The sequence below is a fragment of the Burkholderia sp. YIM B11467 genome, from assembly GCF_052952715.1.
The window spans coordinates 214,882-228,484 of the sequence record NZ_JBQVSQ010000007.1; the positions used below are offsets into that span (position 1 = coordinate 214,882).

Sequence of the window (13,603 nt, forward strand, 5' to 3'; positions counted from 1 at the left end):
GCTTTTGCGCGGGGCGGGCCACCCCGCGCCGGGCGGCCCGTCCGCGCAGCGGCGCGCGATGCGCCGCGAAACCGTAGAATGTGGGCTTCCCGTCAGCTTCACACGGAACCGGACCGGGCGCCGACGCGCCGGGCCCGGTCGTCAGGAGACGCCCCGATGTCCGCTACGCCCGCCGGCGCGCTGCGCCCGGTCCACCCCGCCTGTCCCGCGACGCGCCGCACCGGCGTGCGCGAAATCACGCGATGAGGATCCTTTTTTATTCGCCTCATCAGGAAGCCGGCGCGTGGCGCGACGAGATCGCGCACGCGCTGCCGGAAGCCGAACTGCGCGCATGGCAGCCGGGAGACACGGCCGCCGCCGACTACGCGCTCGTCTGGCGTGCGCCGCGCGAGTTCTTCGCGCCGCGCGACGGCCTGCGCGCAATCTTCAACCTCGGTGCGGGCGTCGACGCGCTGCTCGCGCTCGACCGCGCGCATCCGGGCACGCTGCCGCCGCACGTGCCGCTCGTGCGGCTCGAGGATTCAGGCATGGCGCAGCAGATGGTCGAATACGTGACGCATGCAGTGCTGCGCTACCTGCGCCGCTTCGACGAATACGACGTGCAGCAGCGCGAGCGCCGCTGGCACCCGCTCGAACCGCATCCGCGCGCGAGCTTCACCGTCGCCGTGCTCGGCCTCGGCGTGCTCGGCGCGCAGGTCGCGCTCGCGCTCGCCGCGCTCGGCCTGCCCGTGCGCGGTTACAGCCGCAGCGCGAAGCAGCTCGACGGCGTCACGACCTTCGCCGGCGACGGAGCGTTCGACGCGTGCATCGACGGCGCGAAGGTGCTCGTCAACCTGTTGCCGAGCACGCCCGACACGGACGGCATCCTGTCGGCGCGCACGTTCGCGCGGCTCGCGCCCGGCGCGTATGTCGTCAACGTCGCGCGCGGCGCGCATCTCGTCGAGGCCGACCTGCTCGACGCGCTCGAGAGCGGCCGGATCGCCGCGGCGACGCTCGACGTGTTCCATCGCGAGCCGCTGCCGGAAGACCATCCGTTCTGGCGCGCGCCGCGTATCACCATCACGCCGCACAGCTCGGCCGAGACATTGCGCGCGGAGGCCATCGAGCAGATCGCCGGCAAGATCCGCGCATTCGAGCGCGGCGAGCGCGTCGGCGGCATCGTCGACTACGCGCGCGGCTATTGAATTCCGCCTTGCACAGATATCAGGAACCAGGAGACAACCATGACGTTCCCCACCGCCGTCAAGATCGTCGAAGTCGGCCCGCGCGACGGGCTGCAGAACGAGAAAACCTTCGTGCCGACCGACGTGAAGATCGCGCTCGTCGACCGCCTGTCGCGCGCCGGCTTCCGCAACATCGAGGCCGCGTCGTTCGTATCGCCTAAATGGGTGCCGCAGATGGCCGACGGCGCCGACGTGATGGCCGGCATCGAGCGCCGCGCGGGCACCGTGTACTCGGTGCTCACGCCGAACCTGAAGGGTTTCGAGAACGCGCTCGCCGCGCGCGCCGACGAAGTCGTGATCTTCGGCGCGGCAAGCGAGGCGTTCTCGCAGCGGAACATCAACTGCAGCATCGCCGAAAGCATCGCGCGCTTCGAGCCCGTCGCGAAGGCCGCGAAGGATGCGGGCCTGCGGCTGCGCGGCAGCGTGTCGTGCGCGCTCGGCTGCCCGTATCAAGGCGAGGTGCCGGTCGCGTCGGTCGTCGACGTCGTCGAACGCTTCGCGGCGCTCGGCTGCGACGAGATCGACATCGCCGACACGATCGGCGTCGGCACGCCGAACCGCACGCGCGAAGTGCTCTCGGCCGTCACGCGCGTGTTCCCGCGCGAACGCCTGTCGGGCCACTTCCACGACACCTACGGCCAGGCGCTCGCGAACATCTACGCGGCGCTGTTCGAAGGGATCGAGATCTTCCACGCGTCGGTCGCCGGCCTCGGCGGCTGCCCGTACGCGAAGGGCGCGACCGGCAACGTCGCGACCGAGGACGTGCTGTACCTGCTGCAGGGCCTCGGCATCGACACGGGCGTCGATCTCGCGCAGGTGGTGGCCGCCGGCGACTTCATCTCGAACGCGATCGGCCGCACGAACGTGTCGCGCGCCGGCCGCGCGCTGATCGCCAAGGCGCAGAGCGCGGCCGACGCCGCGAACTGCGTCTGACCCCCGGCATTCCATGGATTCCTCACTATGACGACACCTGCTTCATTCGATTCCCTCCCTGATTCCGCGCGGCGCGTCGCGCTGCTGCTGCGCGAGCGCGGACATGCGAAAGGCATCGTGATGCTCGCCGAAACCGGCAAGACCTCGGCCGAGGCCGCAGCCGGGCTCGGCTGCTCGGTCGCGCAGATCGCGAAGTCGATCCTGTTTCGCCGGCAGTCGGACGGCGCGCCCGTGCTGGTGGTCGCGAGCGGCGTCAACCGGGTCGACGAGAAGAAGGTCGCCGCGCAGGTCGGCGCGGTCGGCCGCGCGGACGCGAAGTTCGTGCGCGACAACACCGGTTATGCGATCGGCGGCGTCTGCCCGATCGGCCATCTCGTCGAACCCGTCACGCTGATCGACGCCGATCTGCTCGAGCTCGACAGCCTGTGGGCCGCCGCCGGCCATCCGCACGCGGTGTTCAACCTGTCGCCGCACGAACTCGTGTCGCTGACGGGCGCGCCGGTCGCGGATGTCGCGTTGCGGGACCAGGCATGAGCGACGTGCCGGTGGCAGTGGTAGTCGGCACGGTCGCATCGCCGTGCACGGACGTCTGCAGGATCGATCCGCGCACCGACTGGTGCGCGGGCTGCCTGCGTACGCGCGGCGAGATCAAGGCGTGGCGTGCGTCGGACGACGACGCGAGGCGCGCGCTGCTCGCGCGGCTCGATGCGCGGCGGCGTCTGATCGCCGGCAGCGAGACATAAAAAAAAGCCGTTCAGCCTCACGGGCGAACGGCGTCGAGATCGGAATCCTGTGAACGTGATCAACGTCACAGCCCGCATCATACGAGCGACGCGGCCGCATCGCATCGGGTGTTTCCCTACAACTTCTTACAGCGTCTTTCACGCGTGCGCGCGGGCCCCATTCGTGAGCAGTCCGCACGCAATCCTCGTTCTCGACAAACACCCCAGACAAGCCGCGGCGCGGCCCCCGCAGCGGCGCCGAATCGTACGATCGTTTCAGTTGCCGACCGCCGCGCGACGCACGGGCACGATGCGCCAGCCGAGATTCACGCCGGCCGCCGCGAGCAGGATCAGCAGCGCGCCGAACACCTGCGTCCACGCGAGCGTCTGCCCGAACGCGACGTGATCGACGACGATCGCGACGACCGGATAGACGAACGACAACGCACCGGTCATCGCGGTCGGCAGCTTCTGGATCGCGCCGTACAGCAGCACATACATCAGGCCCGTGTTCACGACGCCGAGCACGACGAGGTCGAGCCACTGCGCGGCGGTCGCCGGCAACGTGCCGAAGTGCGCGAACGGTGCGAGCAGCACGACGCCGAGACCGGCCTGCAGCAGCGCGAGCAGATGCGGCGGCGTGCCCTTCAGGTGTTTCGTGACGATCGACGAGATCGCATACAGGAATGCCGCGCCGAGCGACAGCGCGACGCCTTCCAGATATTCGCCCGGCACAGCGAGCACGGCAGGCTCGACGCGCACCACGAAGACGAGCCCGGCGAACGCAAGCGCGAGCCACGCGATCGTCGACGCGGAGATCCGTTCGCGGAACACGATCGCGCCGAGCGCGACGAGCATGAACGGCTGCGTGTTGTAGACGGCGGTCGCCATCGAGATCGACGCGCGCGAATAGGCGGCGAACAGCAGCAGCCAGTTCGCGACGATCGCGACGCTGCCGAGCGTCGCGAGCGCGAGCATCCGCGGCGAGAACAGCGAGCGGCGCAGGAAGCCGAACGCCGCGCAGACGATCGCGAGCGTCGCCGCGCCGAACAGGCAGCGGAAGAACACGACGTTCGTCAGCGGCTGCTTCGACGACATCACCAGCCAGCCGATCGTGCCGGACATCATCATCGCGACGATCATCTCGGCGGCACCGCGGCGCATTTCATTCGAGGCCATCATGAACTCCGTTGAAGAGAGTGGATGACTTCGATTCTAGAAACTTGCTTTCGTCGCAACCATGGCTAAACTGAAGTGAAACAATCGATTCACCTTCGAAAGCAAAGCGATCATGCCGAAACGCCTTTCCCCGCCAGCCGTCACGTCGCTCGACGCGACCGACCGCGCGATCCTCGCGGCGCTTGCCGACGACGCGCGCATCGCAACCAGCGAACTCGCGCGGCAGATCGGGCTGTCGGCACCCGCGACCGCCGACCGTGTGCGGCGGCTCGAGGCGCAAGGCGTGATCGCCGCGTTCACCGTCGAGCTCGACCCGCGCGCGCTGGGTTACACGCTGCAGGCGATCGTCCGCGTGAAGCCGCTGCCCGGCCAGTTGCATCTGGTCGAGGAGTTGTTGCGGCGGATTCCCGAATTCGTCGAATGCGACAAGGTGACCGGCGAGGACTGCTTCATCTGCCGGCTCTACCTGCGCACGATCGAGCACCTCGACGACATCCTGTCGAAGGTGACGGAGCGCGCGGAGACGAGCACCGCGATCGTGAAATCGACGCCCGTGCCGCGCCGGCTGCCGCCGCTCGCCGAGGACGACGGCGCGCACCGCTGAGCGGCCGGCCCGCGCCGCCCGTGCGCGCCCCTTATGCGGCCGGATCGCGCGCCTCGAAGAACGCGAGCAGTTCGTCGATCAGCGCGACGGGCGCCTCTTCCGGAATGTAGTGACCGCAGTCGAGCGCACGGCCGCTGACGTCGCGCGCGACGCGCCGCCATTCGTCGAGCGGATCGAAGCAGCGGGCGACGACTCCGTTCGCGCCCCACAGCACGCGCAGCGGGCACGCGACCTTGTTGCCGCGTTCGAGATCCGCACGGTCGTGCTCGAGATCGATCGTCGCCGATGCGCGGTAGTCCTCGCACATCGCATGCACGGCGCCCGGCTGCGCGAGCGCGGCACGGTACGCGTCGAGCGCCTCGGGCACGAACGGCGCAAGCCCGGCGGACCGGTTGCCCATCACGCGCTCGATATACGCATCGGTATGCGCGCCGATCAGCGTCTCGGGCAGCGGTTCCGGCTGGATCAGGAAGAACCAGTGGAAATACGCGGTCGCGAACGCGCGATCGGTTTTCTCGTACATCGCGAGCGTCGGCGCGATGTCGAGCAGCATCATCCGCTCGACGGCGTCCGCGTGATCGAGCGCGAGCCGGTGCGCGACACGCGCGCCGCGATCGTGCGCACACACGTGGAACTGCTCGAAGCCGAAATGCCGCATCACGGCGACCTGGTCGGCCGCCATTGCACGTTTCGAATACGGCACGTGCTGCGCGTCGCTCGGCGGCCGGCCCGATGCGCCGTATCCGCGCAGGTCGGTGGCGATCACCGTGAAGTGATTCGCAAGCGTCGCGGCAACGCGATGCCAGATCATGTGGGTTTGCGGATGCCCGTGCAGCAACAGAAGCGGCGGGCCCGCGCCTCCTTTGACACCGAAGATGTCGGTGTCCTGCACCGTCACGCGAAACGGTGCAAACGCCTCAAACGACATGGTTTATTTCTCGTTGGTTTGTTATGGCGGCTATTTTAGGAGCGCTTGCGCGTCTTCACAGCGGGGTAGCCGCCAGAATCCGTAGAAAGAGAACACTCACTCGATTGCCGCCACACCGCGCAGTTTGTTAAGCTCGCGTAGAATCGCACGACCGTTCGTATTAATATGAGCGAACGAAGTCGTTCCGCAGCTACACTCGAATCACCGTTCGAAACGCAAAGCATGGTGTCGGCGTCAGCGCGACCGCGCAGGTGCCGACCGCCCCTGGAGACTGGAGACATCACATGGCATTGCCCACTGTCCTGCAGAACCTGACGCTGCCCGTCATCGCGTCGCCGATGTTCATCGTCAGCTACCCCGAACTCGTGCTCGCGCAATGCAAGGCGGGCATCGTCGGTTCGTTCCCCGCGCTCAACGCCCGTCCGGCCGAACTGCTCGACGAGTGGCTCACGCAGATCCAGTCGGCGCTCGCCGACCACAAGGCGCAACACCCGGACGCGGTGATCGGCCCGATCGCGGTGAACCAGATCGTCCACCAGTCGAACGCGCGGCTCGAGCACGACGTGCGCGTCTGCGTCGAGCACAAGGTGCCGATCTTCATCACGAGCCTGCGCGCACCGGCGCGCGAGATCGTCGACGCGGTGCACAGCTACGGCGGCATCGTGCTGCACGACGTGATTAACCTGCGCCACGCGCAGAAGGCGCTCGAAGCCGGCGTCGACGGGCTGATCCTGGTCGCGGCCGGCGCCGGCGGCCACGCGGGCACGACGTCGCCGTTCGCGCTGGTCGGCGAAGTCCGCAAGATCTTCGACGGCCCGATCGTGCTGTCCGGCTCGATCGCGAACGGCGGCTCGATCCTCGCCGCGCAGGCGATGGGCGCCGATTTTGCGTACATGGGCACACGCTTCATCGCGACGCAGGAAGCGCACGCGATCGACGACTACAAGCACGCGATCCTGAACGCGAAATCGTCCGACATCATCTACACGAACCTCTTCACGGGCGTGCACGGCAACTACATCCGCGAGAGCATCGAGAAGGCCGGCCTCGATCCGGAAGCGCTGCCGGAATCCGACAAGACCAAGATGAATTTCGGCGGCGACAAGACGAAGGCGTGGAAGGACATCTGGGGCGCCGGCCAGGGCGTCGGCCTGATGGACGACCTGCCGAGCGTGGGCGCGCTCGTCGAGCGTCTGAAGCGCGAGTACGACGACGCGAAGGCGCGGCTCGGCATTACGCGCTGAAGGATGCGGCGGCCATGATCCGGCCGCCGCCGCCGCGATAACGTCGGACCCAACAAAAAGCGCGAACCGCAATGGTTCGCGCTTTTTTATGGCCCCGTCGCAGCAGGACGCGCCGCTCAGCCCGTGCGCTTGATCCGCGTGATCGGCAGCACGCGCAGGCGCGACTCGATCGACGGGCACAGCGACTGCCCTTCGAAACGCGCCGCCAGGAAATCGACGAACGAACGCACCTTCGCGGACACGTGCCGGCGGCTCGCGTAGACCGCATAGATCGGCGCCTCGTGCGGCGGCACCGAATCGAGCAGCACCGGCACGAGCCGGCCGGATTCGATGTCGTCGCCGACCACCTCGGTGCCGAGCAGCGCGATGCCCGCGCCCGCGAGCACGGCCGCACGCAGCCCTTCGAGATGGTTCACGATCAGGTTGCCGTTGAGGTTCACGCGTGACGCGGCCGCCGCGTCGATCACCATCGAGTCGAGCATCGTCGAATTCGAGTCGCGCCGCAGGTAGTTGTGGTGCGCGAGATCGGCGATCGTGTCGGGCGTGCCGTGCTTGTCGAGATACTCGGGCGACGCGACCAGCAGGATGTGCGCGGTCGCGATCTGCCGCGCGACCAGCGACGACGATTTCAAGCCGTTCGGCGCCGCGCGCACCGCGACGTCGTAGCCTTCCTCGATCAGGTCGACCACGCGATCGGACAGCGTCATGTCGACGGTCACGTCCGGGAACCGGCCCGCGTAATCGGTGACGGCCTGCATCACGTGCCGCAACCCGAACGCGGACAGCGACGTCACGCGCAGCCTGCCTTGCGGCACCACGCTCGCGGCGCCGACAGCCTGCCCGGCTTCGTCGAGTTCCGACAGCGCCTGCACGAGGCGCTCGTAATATTCGCGTCCGGCCTCGGTAGGCGCGACGCGTCGTGTCGTGCGATGCAGCAGCCGTGCGCCGAGCTGCTGCTCGAGATGCATCACGTGCTTGCTCGCCATCGCAGCCGACATCTGCATGCGCTCGGCCGCGCCGACGAAGCTGCCCACTTCGACGACGTAGCGAAACACATTCATGCTGACGAGGGTATCCATCGAACTAGCTCGTAATGACGGGGGAATGGTCCAATTACGAGATAGGGTAACAAAGGCAGGGAAACAGAAAGGTCAAGAAAGGCAAAACGGCGCCGCGGGTGGCGGCGCCGTTTCGGGCGGGAAAACATGCAGCCGGAACACGCGATTTACGCGCGCGTCCGGCACACCGATCGCGCGTACGCGTCAGAACTTCGCGCGGATGCCTGCGCCGAACGTGTTGCCGCTCGACAGGCCGCTGATGTGATCGTTCATGTACGCAGCGTAGACGTCCGTGCGCTTGGACAGCGGATAGTCGTAGCCGACGGCCCAGGTCTGGCGCGTCTGGTCGAGGCCGCCCGCGTCGCGCGAATACGCGTACGACGCCATCGCGCTGCCCACGCCGAGCGGCACCGACACGCCGCCTTGCGCGGTGTTCACGTGCCAGCTGCCCGCGACCTGGTCATTCTTCGTATACATGTACTGGCCGAACAGCTTCACGAGCTTCAGGTCGTAGGTCGCGCCGACGAGCGCGATGCCCTGGCTCTTCATGCCGGCGACGAGCGCGCTCAGGTCCTGCGGGCCGTTGTTGAAGTTCACGTACTGATACGTGGCGGTCGCCGCGAACGGGCCGTTCGCATAGTTGAACTGCGCGCTCCACTTCTTCGAACGGCTGTCGCCGGCCTGGTTGCCGAGCGCGTACATCGCGCCGAAATTCAGGCCACCGAACGACGGCGACGTGTACGACAGCGCGTTGTTCCAGCCCGAATCACCCACCGCGCCCTGATCGCTCGGGTAGGTCGGGAACGTGCCGAGGCCGAGGAACACGTGGTACACCATCGGCGAGAAGGTGTACGAGTCGTAGAACGGGTTGAACAGGATCGTCGACAGGAACAGGTGCGTCGTCAGGCGGCCGGCCGTCACCGTGCCGTACGGCGAATCGATGCCGACATACGCGTTGCGCGCGAAGAACGTGTCGCCCTGGAAGCGGCCGAACTGGCCGTTCTGCGCGCGGAAGAAGCTTTCCAGCGTGAAGATCGCCTTGTAGCCGTTGCCCAGGTCCTCGGTGCCGTGCAGGCCCCAGTACGACGTCGACATCCCGCCGCCGCTCACGTTCCACGCGCGGTCGCCGCCCGGGAACTTGGTTGCGCCGACCCATTCGTCGACCTGACCGTAGAGCGAAACGCTCGATTGCGCATGGACGGGAGCGGTAGCCGCCACGCAGGCGGCGGCTGCGATCAGCTTGACGGACGTGCGCGACGCACGGCGGGCGAATGCTTTCATGGGATCTCCAGGTTTTGTCGAATAGTCGATAAGTGGCGCGAGCGTTGTTTTATGGAGCCGAGTGCTTGCGTCGTATGGGGCGCAGCCATCTTTACGGATCATTCGTCCGGTCAAAATTGCGCACACTTATTGCTGGTATAGCGCCAGCATTAACTTCGAGGAATTGATACATGGCCGGGTACACGTCGGCGGCCCGGCGCTAAAGCGACGGCGCGGCGGGACGGCGGCGTGGCACACGCGAGCCGGGCGCGAAAGATAGCGCAATGCGACGGGAAAATCAGCGGAAATCTGCGCGCGACTGTGGCGAATTCGCATCAGCCGGCGGGGGGACGAGCGCGCGGGCGCTCAGTTTCGGTAGAACGGGGAGAACAGCGGCGAGTGTGCAGGCTCTTCCTGCGAGCGGGGCGGCGGCATCGGACGGCCGCCGCGCTCCTCGTTGTAGCGCGCGACGTCGGCACGGATCGAACCGGCGCGCAGCGGCACGTTGCCGCCGCCCGGCGGGCGCGGCATCTGGCGCGCGTCGGCGCTGATCGGGCGATACGGGCTTTGCGCGGCGTAGTGGCCGTACGACGGCGTCGGCCGCAGCCCCCAGCGGGAGCCGTAGCTGCTCACGCCGCCGGGGCGTACACCGGCGGGGGGCGGAACGCGGCGCCAGACGGGCCCGCCGCCGGCCTGGCCGTACGCTTGACCGTACGCGCGCATGTCGCCGCCACCGAAGCCGTGGCCGCCGAACCCATGACCGCCGTGGGGCGGTTGCGCGAGCGCGAGCGGCATCAGCAGCGCGCCGAGCACGCCTGCCACCCATCGTCCGATCTTCCGTTTCACCCGTTCCGTCATCGTTCAGTGCCTGTCCACGCCCTGCGTCGGCTCCTTTCGGCCGACCCATGGCTTTCAGCAGTAATTTATGAGCGGGCCGAAAGTGTGTCGAGCCAAAAAGTGTTATGTCGCGGGCATCGGTGTAACACCATGTTACTGCTAGGTTTTTTCACTTCAGGGCGCGAACGCGACAGAACATTCTTCTGCCGTTTTGCGCATTGCCGGGCGCGAGCGATGGCCTGCATTGCATGCAGCAGATTCATCAATCGATTCCCACAATGAATTTGTGTAGTGAATGGCCAACCGGGACAATAACGCGATCCGCGCGCGCGACGCGCGCCTTTGTCGTTTCCGAATCGAGTTTCCGATGGCCCGTCCCCGTTTTCTTCCCGACAACTTCACGCTCGCGCTCGTCGGCACCGTCGTGCTCGCGAGCCTCCTGCCGTGCCGCGGCCCGGCCGCCCATGCGTTCAACTGGGCGACCAACATCGCCGTCGGCCTGCTGTTCTTCCTGCACGGCGCGAAGCTGTCGCGCGAAGCCGTCGTCGCGGGCGCGACCCACTGGCGGCTGCACGCGGTCGTGCTGCTCAGCACGTTCGCGCTGTTCCCGCTGCTCGGCCTCGCGCTGAAACCCGTGCTGCAGCCACTCGTCACGCCGACGCTTTATGCGGGCGTGCTGTTCCTGTGCACGCTGCCGTCGACGGTCCAGTCGTCGATCGCCTTCACGTCGATCGCGAAGGGTAACGTGCCGGCCGCCGTGTGCGCGGCATCCGCGTCGAGCCTGCTCGGGATCTTCGTCACGCCGGCGCTCGTCGGGCTGATGATCACGTCGCAGTCGGCCGCCACCGCGTCGCCGTGGAGCACCGTCGGCAGCATCGTGATGCAGTTGCTCGTGCCGTTCATCGCCGGCCAGTTGCTGCGCCCCGTGATCGGCGGCTGGATCGAACGCAACCGCGGCGTGCTGCGCTTCGTCGACCAGGGCTCGATCCTGCTGGTCGTCTACGTCGCGTTCAGCGAGGCCGTCAACCAGGGCCTGTGGCACCAGATTCCGGCCCACGCGCTCGGCGGCCTGCTCGTCGTCAACCTCGTGCTGCTCGTGATCGCGCTGCTGCTGACCGCGTTCGTCAGCAAGCGGCTCGGCTTCAACCGCGCCGACCAGATCACGATCATCTTCTGCGGATCGAAGAAAAGCCTCGCGGCCGGCGTGCCGATGGCGAAGGTGATCTTCTCGGCGAACGCGGTCGGCGCGATCGTGCTGCCGCTGATGCTGTTCCACCAGATCCAGCTGATGGCGTGCGCGGCGCTCGCGCAGCGCTGGGGTGCGCGCGACATGAGCGGCGAGCGCGGCGGGCAGGACGACGCGGCATCGGCGCCCGGCGCGCTGAACGCGGGCAAGCGCTGACGCACGCAGCGGCGCGACGGCCGCCGGAAGGCGGCCTTCCGTCACCCGCCGGACGCGCACCGCTGCGCGCCCCGGCGCGATGCACCACCGGCGCGCATCGCGTCACGAAATCTTCATTCAACTCTCCGCGAGCGGTGCCGTTAAGCCGGGCGTCCCGTCGATTCGGCTGCCCTCGCCCATGCCCGCGCTCCACCCCGCCCCCGCTGCCGTCAGCACCGCGCGCCTGATCGCGGACCGCGCGCTCGCCGCCGTCTTCCAGCCGATCGTCGACCTCGGGTCGGGGACCGTCGTCGGTTACGAGGGCCTGATACGCGGCCCGCGCGGCACCGACCTCGAGCCGCCCGCCGCGCTGTTCGCGCAGGCGGCACGCGAAGGCGCGACCATCGCGCTCGAACAGGCCGCCGCGCGCACCTGTCTCGACGCGTTCGCGGCGCTCGGCTGCGACGGCAAGCTGTTCCTCAACTTCAGTGCCGGCACGATCCTGCAACTCGCGCGCGAACGCGAGCGCGCACGCGCGCTGCTCGGCCGTGCGCGGGTCGGCGCCGAGCGCATCGTGATCGAGCTGACCGAGCAGAACGCGGTGCCGGACATCGCGCACATCGGGCCGGCGGTCGCCTCGCTGCGCGACGCCGGCATCCAGTTCGCGCTCGACGACTACGGCACCGCGAACGCGAGCATGAACCTGTGGCTGCGCCTGCATCCGGACGTCGTGAAGATCGACCGCTTCTTCATCCACGACATCGCGCGCGACCCGCTCAAGTTCGAGGCCGTGAAGGCGATGCAGCACTTCGCGCACGCAAGCGGCGCGCAATTGATCGCGGAAGGCATCGAGAACGAATGCGACCTGATCGTCGTGCGCGACATGGGCATCTGCTGCGTGCAGGGCTTCCTGCTCGGCCGGCCGAACGCGCAGCCGTCGCGGGTCGTCGCGCCGGCCGCGCGCGACGCGATCCGCGCGCCGCACATCGCGGTGTTTCCCGGCGCGACGCGCACCGTGCGGCCGGCCGGCACGATCGCCGCGAAGATGCTCGTCTCCGCGCCGGCGCTGCCGCGCGACGCGATCAGCAACGACGTGCTCGACCTGTTCAACCGGATGCCCGAGCTGCACGCGGTCGCGCTCGTCGAACGCGGGCGGCCCGTCGCGCTCGTGAATCGCCGCGGCTTCATCGACCGCTTCGCGCTGCCGTACCACCGCGAGGTGTTCGGGAAGAAACCGTGCCTGCAGTTCGCGAACGACGCGCCGCTGATGATCGACAACGCGACGACGTTCGAGGAACTCGCGATGCTGCTCGCGAGCCACGACCAGCGCTATCTCGCGGACGGTTTCGTGATCACCGAACATGGCCGCTACGTCGGGCTCGGCACCGGCGAGAGCCTGGTGCGCGCGGTGACCGAGATGCGCATCGAGGCCGCGCGTTACGCGAATCCGCTGACGTTCCTGCCCGGCAACATCCCGATCAGCGCGCACATCGACCGCCTGCTGCAGCGCGACGCCGGCTTTCATGCGTGTTACGTCGACCTGAACCAGTTCAAGCCGTTCAACGACCAGTACGGCTACTGGCAGGGCGACGAGGTGCTGAAGTTCGCCGCGACGGTGCTGGCCGGCGTGTGCGATCCACAGCGCGACTTTCTCGGGCACGTCGGCGGCGACGATTTCCTCGTGCTGTTCCAGCGCGACGACTGGCACGCGCGTGCCGCCGACGCGATCGCGCGCTTCAACGAAGGCGCGCAGCTCTTCTACACGCAGGCCGACCGCGAGGCGGGCGGGCTGCACGGCGAGGACCGCCACGGCAACCCGGCGTTCTTCGGCTTCGTGACGATGGCGATCGGCGCGGTCGGCGTGCCGGCCGGCGCGCACGGCGCGCAGCGCTACGGCAGCGACGAGATCGCGTCGGTCGCGGCGCTCGCGAAGCGGCGCGCGAAGCAGCAGCCGGATGGGCTCGCGGTCGTCGATCTCGACGCGGGGCGCGCCGCGCTGCGCAATCGCGGCGAACCGCCGGCTGCGGCGATGCGCTGAACGGCCGGCGACTGCCGTTCGCGGCTACGACCGCGCCCCGTGCGACGGGGGCGACCGTCCGCCCTTCTTCCGCCGGACCGTAGCGCGCCGGCTTCCGACCGGCCGGTGCAGGCCACCGGGCCCCCGCGCGGACGCACGAAACACGAGCACTTCCCGTTCACTTCCCGCCCGCCGAGCGCGCCGCCAGGCACCCGCA

13 protein-coding genes are annotated in these 13,603 nt (G+C 68.2%); 8 read left to right on the top strand and 5 right to left on the bottom strand.

Features of this window, described 5'->3' with window-relative positions:
• Nucleotides 1-242: 242 nt before the first annotated feature.
• From ACTRWB_RS24240 to ACTRWB_RS24255, 4 genes are read left to right on the top strand one after another with little or no spacing between them, the layout of a single operon-like run.
• Nucleotides 243-1,184 (top strand): 2-hydroxyacid dehydrogenase, encoded by a 942-nt coding sequence (locus ACTRWB_RS24240; protein WP_412022905.1) that lies wholly within the window; start codon nt 243-245, stop codon nt 1,182-1,184.
• Between the two features lie 39 nt (nt 1,185-1,223).
• The gene (locus tag ACTRWB_RS24245; protein ID WP_129513124.1) at nt 1,224-2,156 is read left to right on the top strand and encodes a hydroxymethylglutaryl-CoA lyase; all 933 of its coding nucleotides are present in this window, start codon (nt 1,224-1,226) and stop codon (nt 2,154-2,156) included.
• A 27-nt stretch (nt 2,157-2,183) separates the two neighbouring features.
• Nucleotides 2,184-2,690, top strand: a complete 507-nt coding sequence (locus ACTRWB_RS24250) for a YbaK/EbsC family protein (RefSeq protein WP_048247763.1) — start codon at nt 2,184-2,186, stop codon at nt 2,688-2,690.
• Entirely contained in the window at nt 2,687-2,899 is a 213-nt protein-coding gene (locus ACTRWB_RS24255; protein ID WP_129513125.1) for a DUF1289 domain-containing protein, read from the top strand. The genes ACTRWB_RS24250 and ACTRWB_RS24255 overlap by 4 nt, the downstream gene beginning before the upstream one ends.
• A 255-nt stretch (nt 2,900-3,154) precedes the next feature.
• On the opposite strand, the gene ACTRWB_RS24260 is transcribed toward ACTRWB_RS24255, so the two are convergent.
• Nucleotides 3,155-4,057, bottom strand: a complete 903-nt coding sequence (locus ACTRWB_RS24260) for a DMT family transporter (protein ID WP_193099281.1) — start codon at nt 4,055-4,057, stop codon at nt 3,155-3,157.
• 112 nt (nt 4,058-4,169) lie between these two features.
• Here ACTRWB_RS24260 and ACTRWB_RS24265 point away from each other — a divergent pair, with 112 nt between their 5' ends.
• A complete protein-coding gene (locus ACTRWB_RS24265) occupies nt 4,170-4,661 on the top strand; it encodes an Lrp/AsnC family transcriptional regulator (protein ID WP_048247769.1) in 492 nt (163 codons plus the stop codon).
• A gap of 31 nt (nt 4,662-4,692) precedes the next feature.
• Here ACTRWB_RS24265 and ACTRWB_RS24270 read toward each other — a convergent pair whose 3' ends face one another.
• Nucleotides 4,693-5,589: an alpha/beta fold hydrolase gene (locus tag ACTRWB_RS24270; protein WP_446903400.1), complete on the bottom strand. Its 897-nt coding sequence runs from the start codon at nt 5,587-5,589 to the stop codon at nt 4,693-4,695.
• Nucleotides 5,590-5,873: 284 nt separating this feature from the next.
• On the opposite strand from ACTRWB_RS24270, the gene ACTRWB_RS24275 reads away from it, so the two are divergent.
• Entirely contained in the window at nt 5,874-6,833 is a 960-nt protein-coding gene (locus tag ACTRWB_RS24275) for an NAD(P)H-dependent flavin oxidoreductase (RefSeq protein WP_129513128.1), read from the top strand.
• A gap of 116 nt (nt 6,834-6,949) precedes the next feature.
• Here the strand turns inward: ACTRWB_RS24275 and ACTRWB_RS24280 are convergent, their stop codons facing one another.
• The 3 genes from ACTRWB_RS24280 to ACTRWB_RS24290 form a co-directional block, all read right to left on the bottom strand.
• On the bottom strand, nt 6,950-7,912 hold the full coding sequence (locus ACTRWB_RS24280; RefSeq protein ID WP_129513129.1) for a LysR family transcriptional regulator: 963 nt from the start codon (nt 7,910-7,912) through the stop codon (nt 6,950-6,952).
• Between the two features lie 183 nt (nt 7,913-8,095).
• Nucleotides 8,096-9,172, bottom strand: coding sequence for a porin (locus ACTRWB_RS24285; protein ID WP_446903401.1), 1,077 nt, complete (start codon nt 9,170-9,172; stop codon nt 8,096-8,098).
• Between the two features lie 345 nt (nt 9,173-9,517).
• Nucleotides 9,518-10,009: a peptide-binding protein gene (locus tag ACTRWB_RS24290; protein ID WP_419685429.1), complete on the bottom strand. Its 492-nt coding sequence runs from the start codon at nt 10,007-10,009 to the stop codon at nt 9,518-9,520.
• 346 nt (nt 10,010-10,355) lie between these two features.
• Here ACTRWB_RS24290 and ACTRWB_RS24295 point away from each other — a divergent pair, with 346 nt between their 5' ends.
• On the top strand, nt 10,356-11,390 hold the full coding sequence (locus ACTRWB_RS24295; RefSeq protein WP_446903402.1) for a bile acid:sodium symporter family protein: 1,035 nt from the start codon (nt 10,356-10,358) through the stop codon (nt 11,388-11,390).
• Nucleotides 11,391-11,568: 178 nt separating this feature from the next.
• Nucleotides 11,569-13,407 (top strand): EAL domain-containing protein, encoded by a 1,839-nt coding sequence (locus ACTRWB_RS24300; RefSeq protein WP_446903403.1) that lies wholly within the window; start codon nt 11,569-11,571, stop codon nt 13,405-13,407.
• Nucleotides 13,408-13,603 lie beyond the last annotated feature (196 nt).

Excerpts from the sequence above, each read along its gene's own strand:
- ACTRWB_RS24260 (WP_193099281.1), bottom strand. The coding sequence starts at position 4,057 with ATGGCCTCGAATGAAATGCGCCGCGGTGCCGCCGAGATGATCGTCGCG.
- ACTRWB_RS24275 (WP_129513128.1), top strand. The coding sequence starts at position 5,874 with ATGGCATTGCCCACTGTCCTGCAGAACCTGACGCTGCCCGTCATCGCG.
- ACTRWB_RS24290 (WP_419685429.1), bottom strand. The coding sequence starts at position 10,009 with ATGACGGAACGGGTGAAACGGAAGATCGGACGATGGGTGGCAGGCGTG.
- ACTRWB_RS24300 (WP_446903403.1), top strand. The coding sequence starts at position 11,569 with ATGCCCGCGCTCCACCCCGCCCCCGCTGCCGTCAGCACCGCGCGCCTG.
- ACTRWB_RS24280 (WP_129513129.1), bottom strand. The coding sequence starts at position 7,912 with ATGGATACCCTCGTCAGCATGAATGTGTTTCGCTACGTCGTCGAAGTG.
- ACTRWB_RS24265 (WP_048247769.1), top strand. The coding sequence starts at position 4,170 with ATGCCGAAACGCCTTTCCCCGCCAGCCGTCACGTCGCTCGACGCGACC.
- ACTRWB_RS24255 (WP_129513125.1), top strand. The coding sequence starts at position 2,687 with ATGAGCGACGTGCCGGTGGCAGTGGTAGTCGGCACGGTCGCATCGCCG.
- ACTRWB_RS24245 (WP_129513124.1), top strand. The coding sequence starts at position 1,224 with ATGACGTTCCCCACCGCCGTCAAGATCGTCGAAGTCGGCCCGCGCGAC.
- ACTRWB_RS24250 (WP_048247763.1), top strand. The coding sequence starts at position 2,184 with ATGACGACACCTGCTTCATTCGATTCCCTCCCTGATTCCGCGCGGCGC.
- ACTRWB_RS24285 (WP_446903401.1), bottom strand. The coding sequence starts at position 9,172 with ATGAAAGCATTCGCCCGCCGTGCGTCGCGCACGTCCGTCAAGCTGATC.
- ACTRWB_RS24240 (WP_412022905.1), top strand. The coding sequence starts at position 243 with ATGAGGATCCTTTTTTATTCGCCTCATCAGGAAGCCGGCGCGTGGCGC.
- ACTRWB_RS24295 (WP_446903402.1), top strand. The coding sequence starts at position 10,356 with ATGGCCCGTCCCCGTTTTCTTCCCGACAACTTCACGCTCGCGCTCGTC.
- ACTRWB_RS24270 (WP_446903400.1), bottom strand. The coding sequence starts at position 5,589 with ATGTCGTTTGAGGCGTTTGCACCGTTTCGCGTGACGGTGCAGGACACC.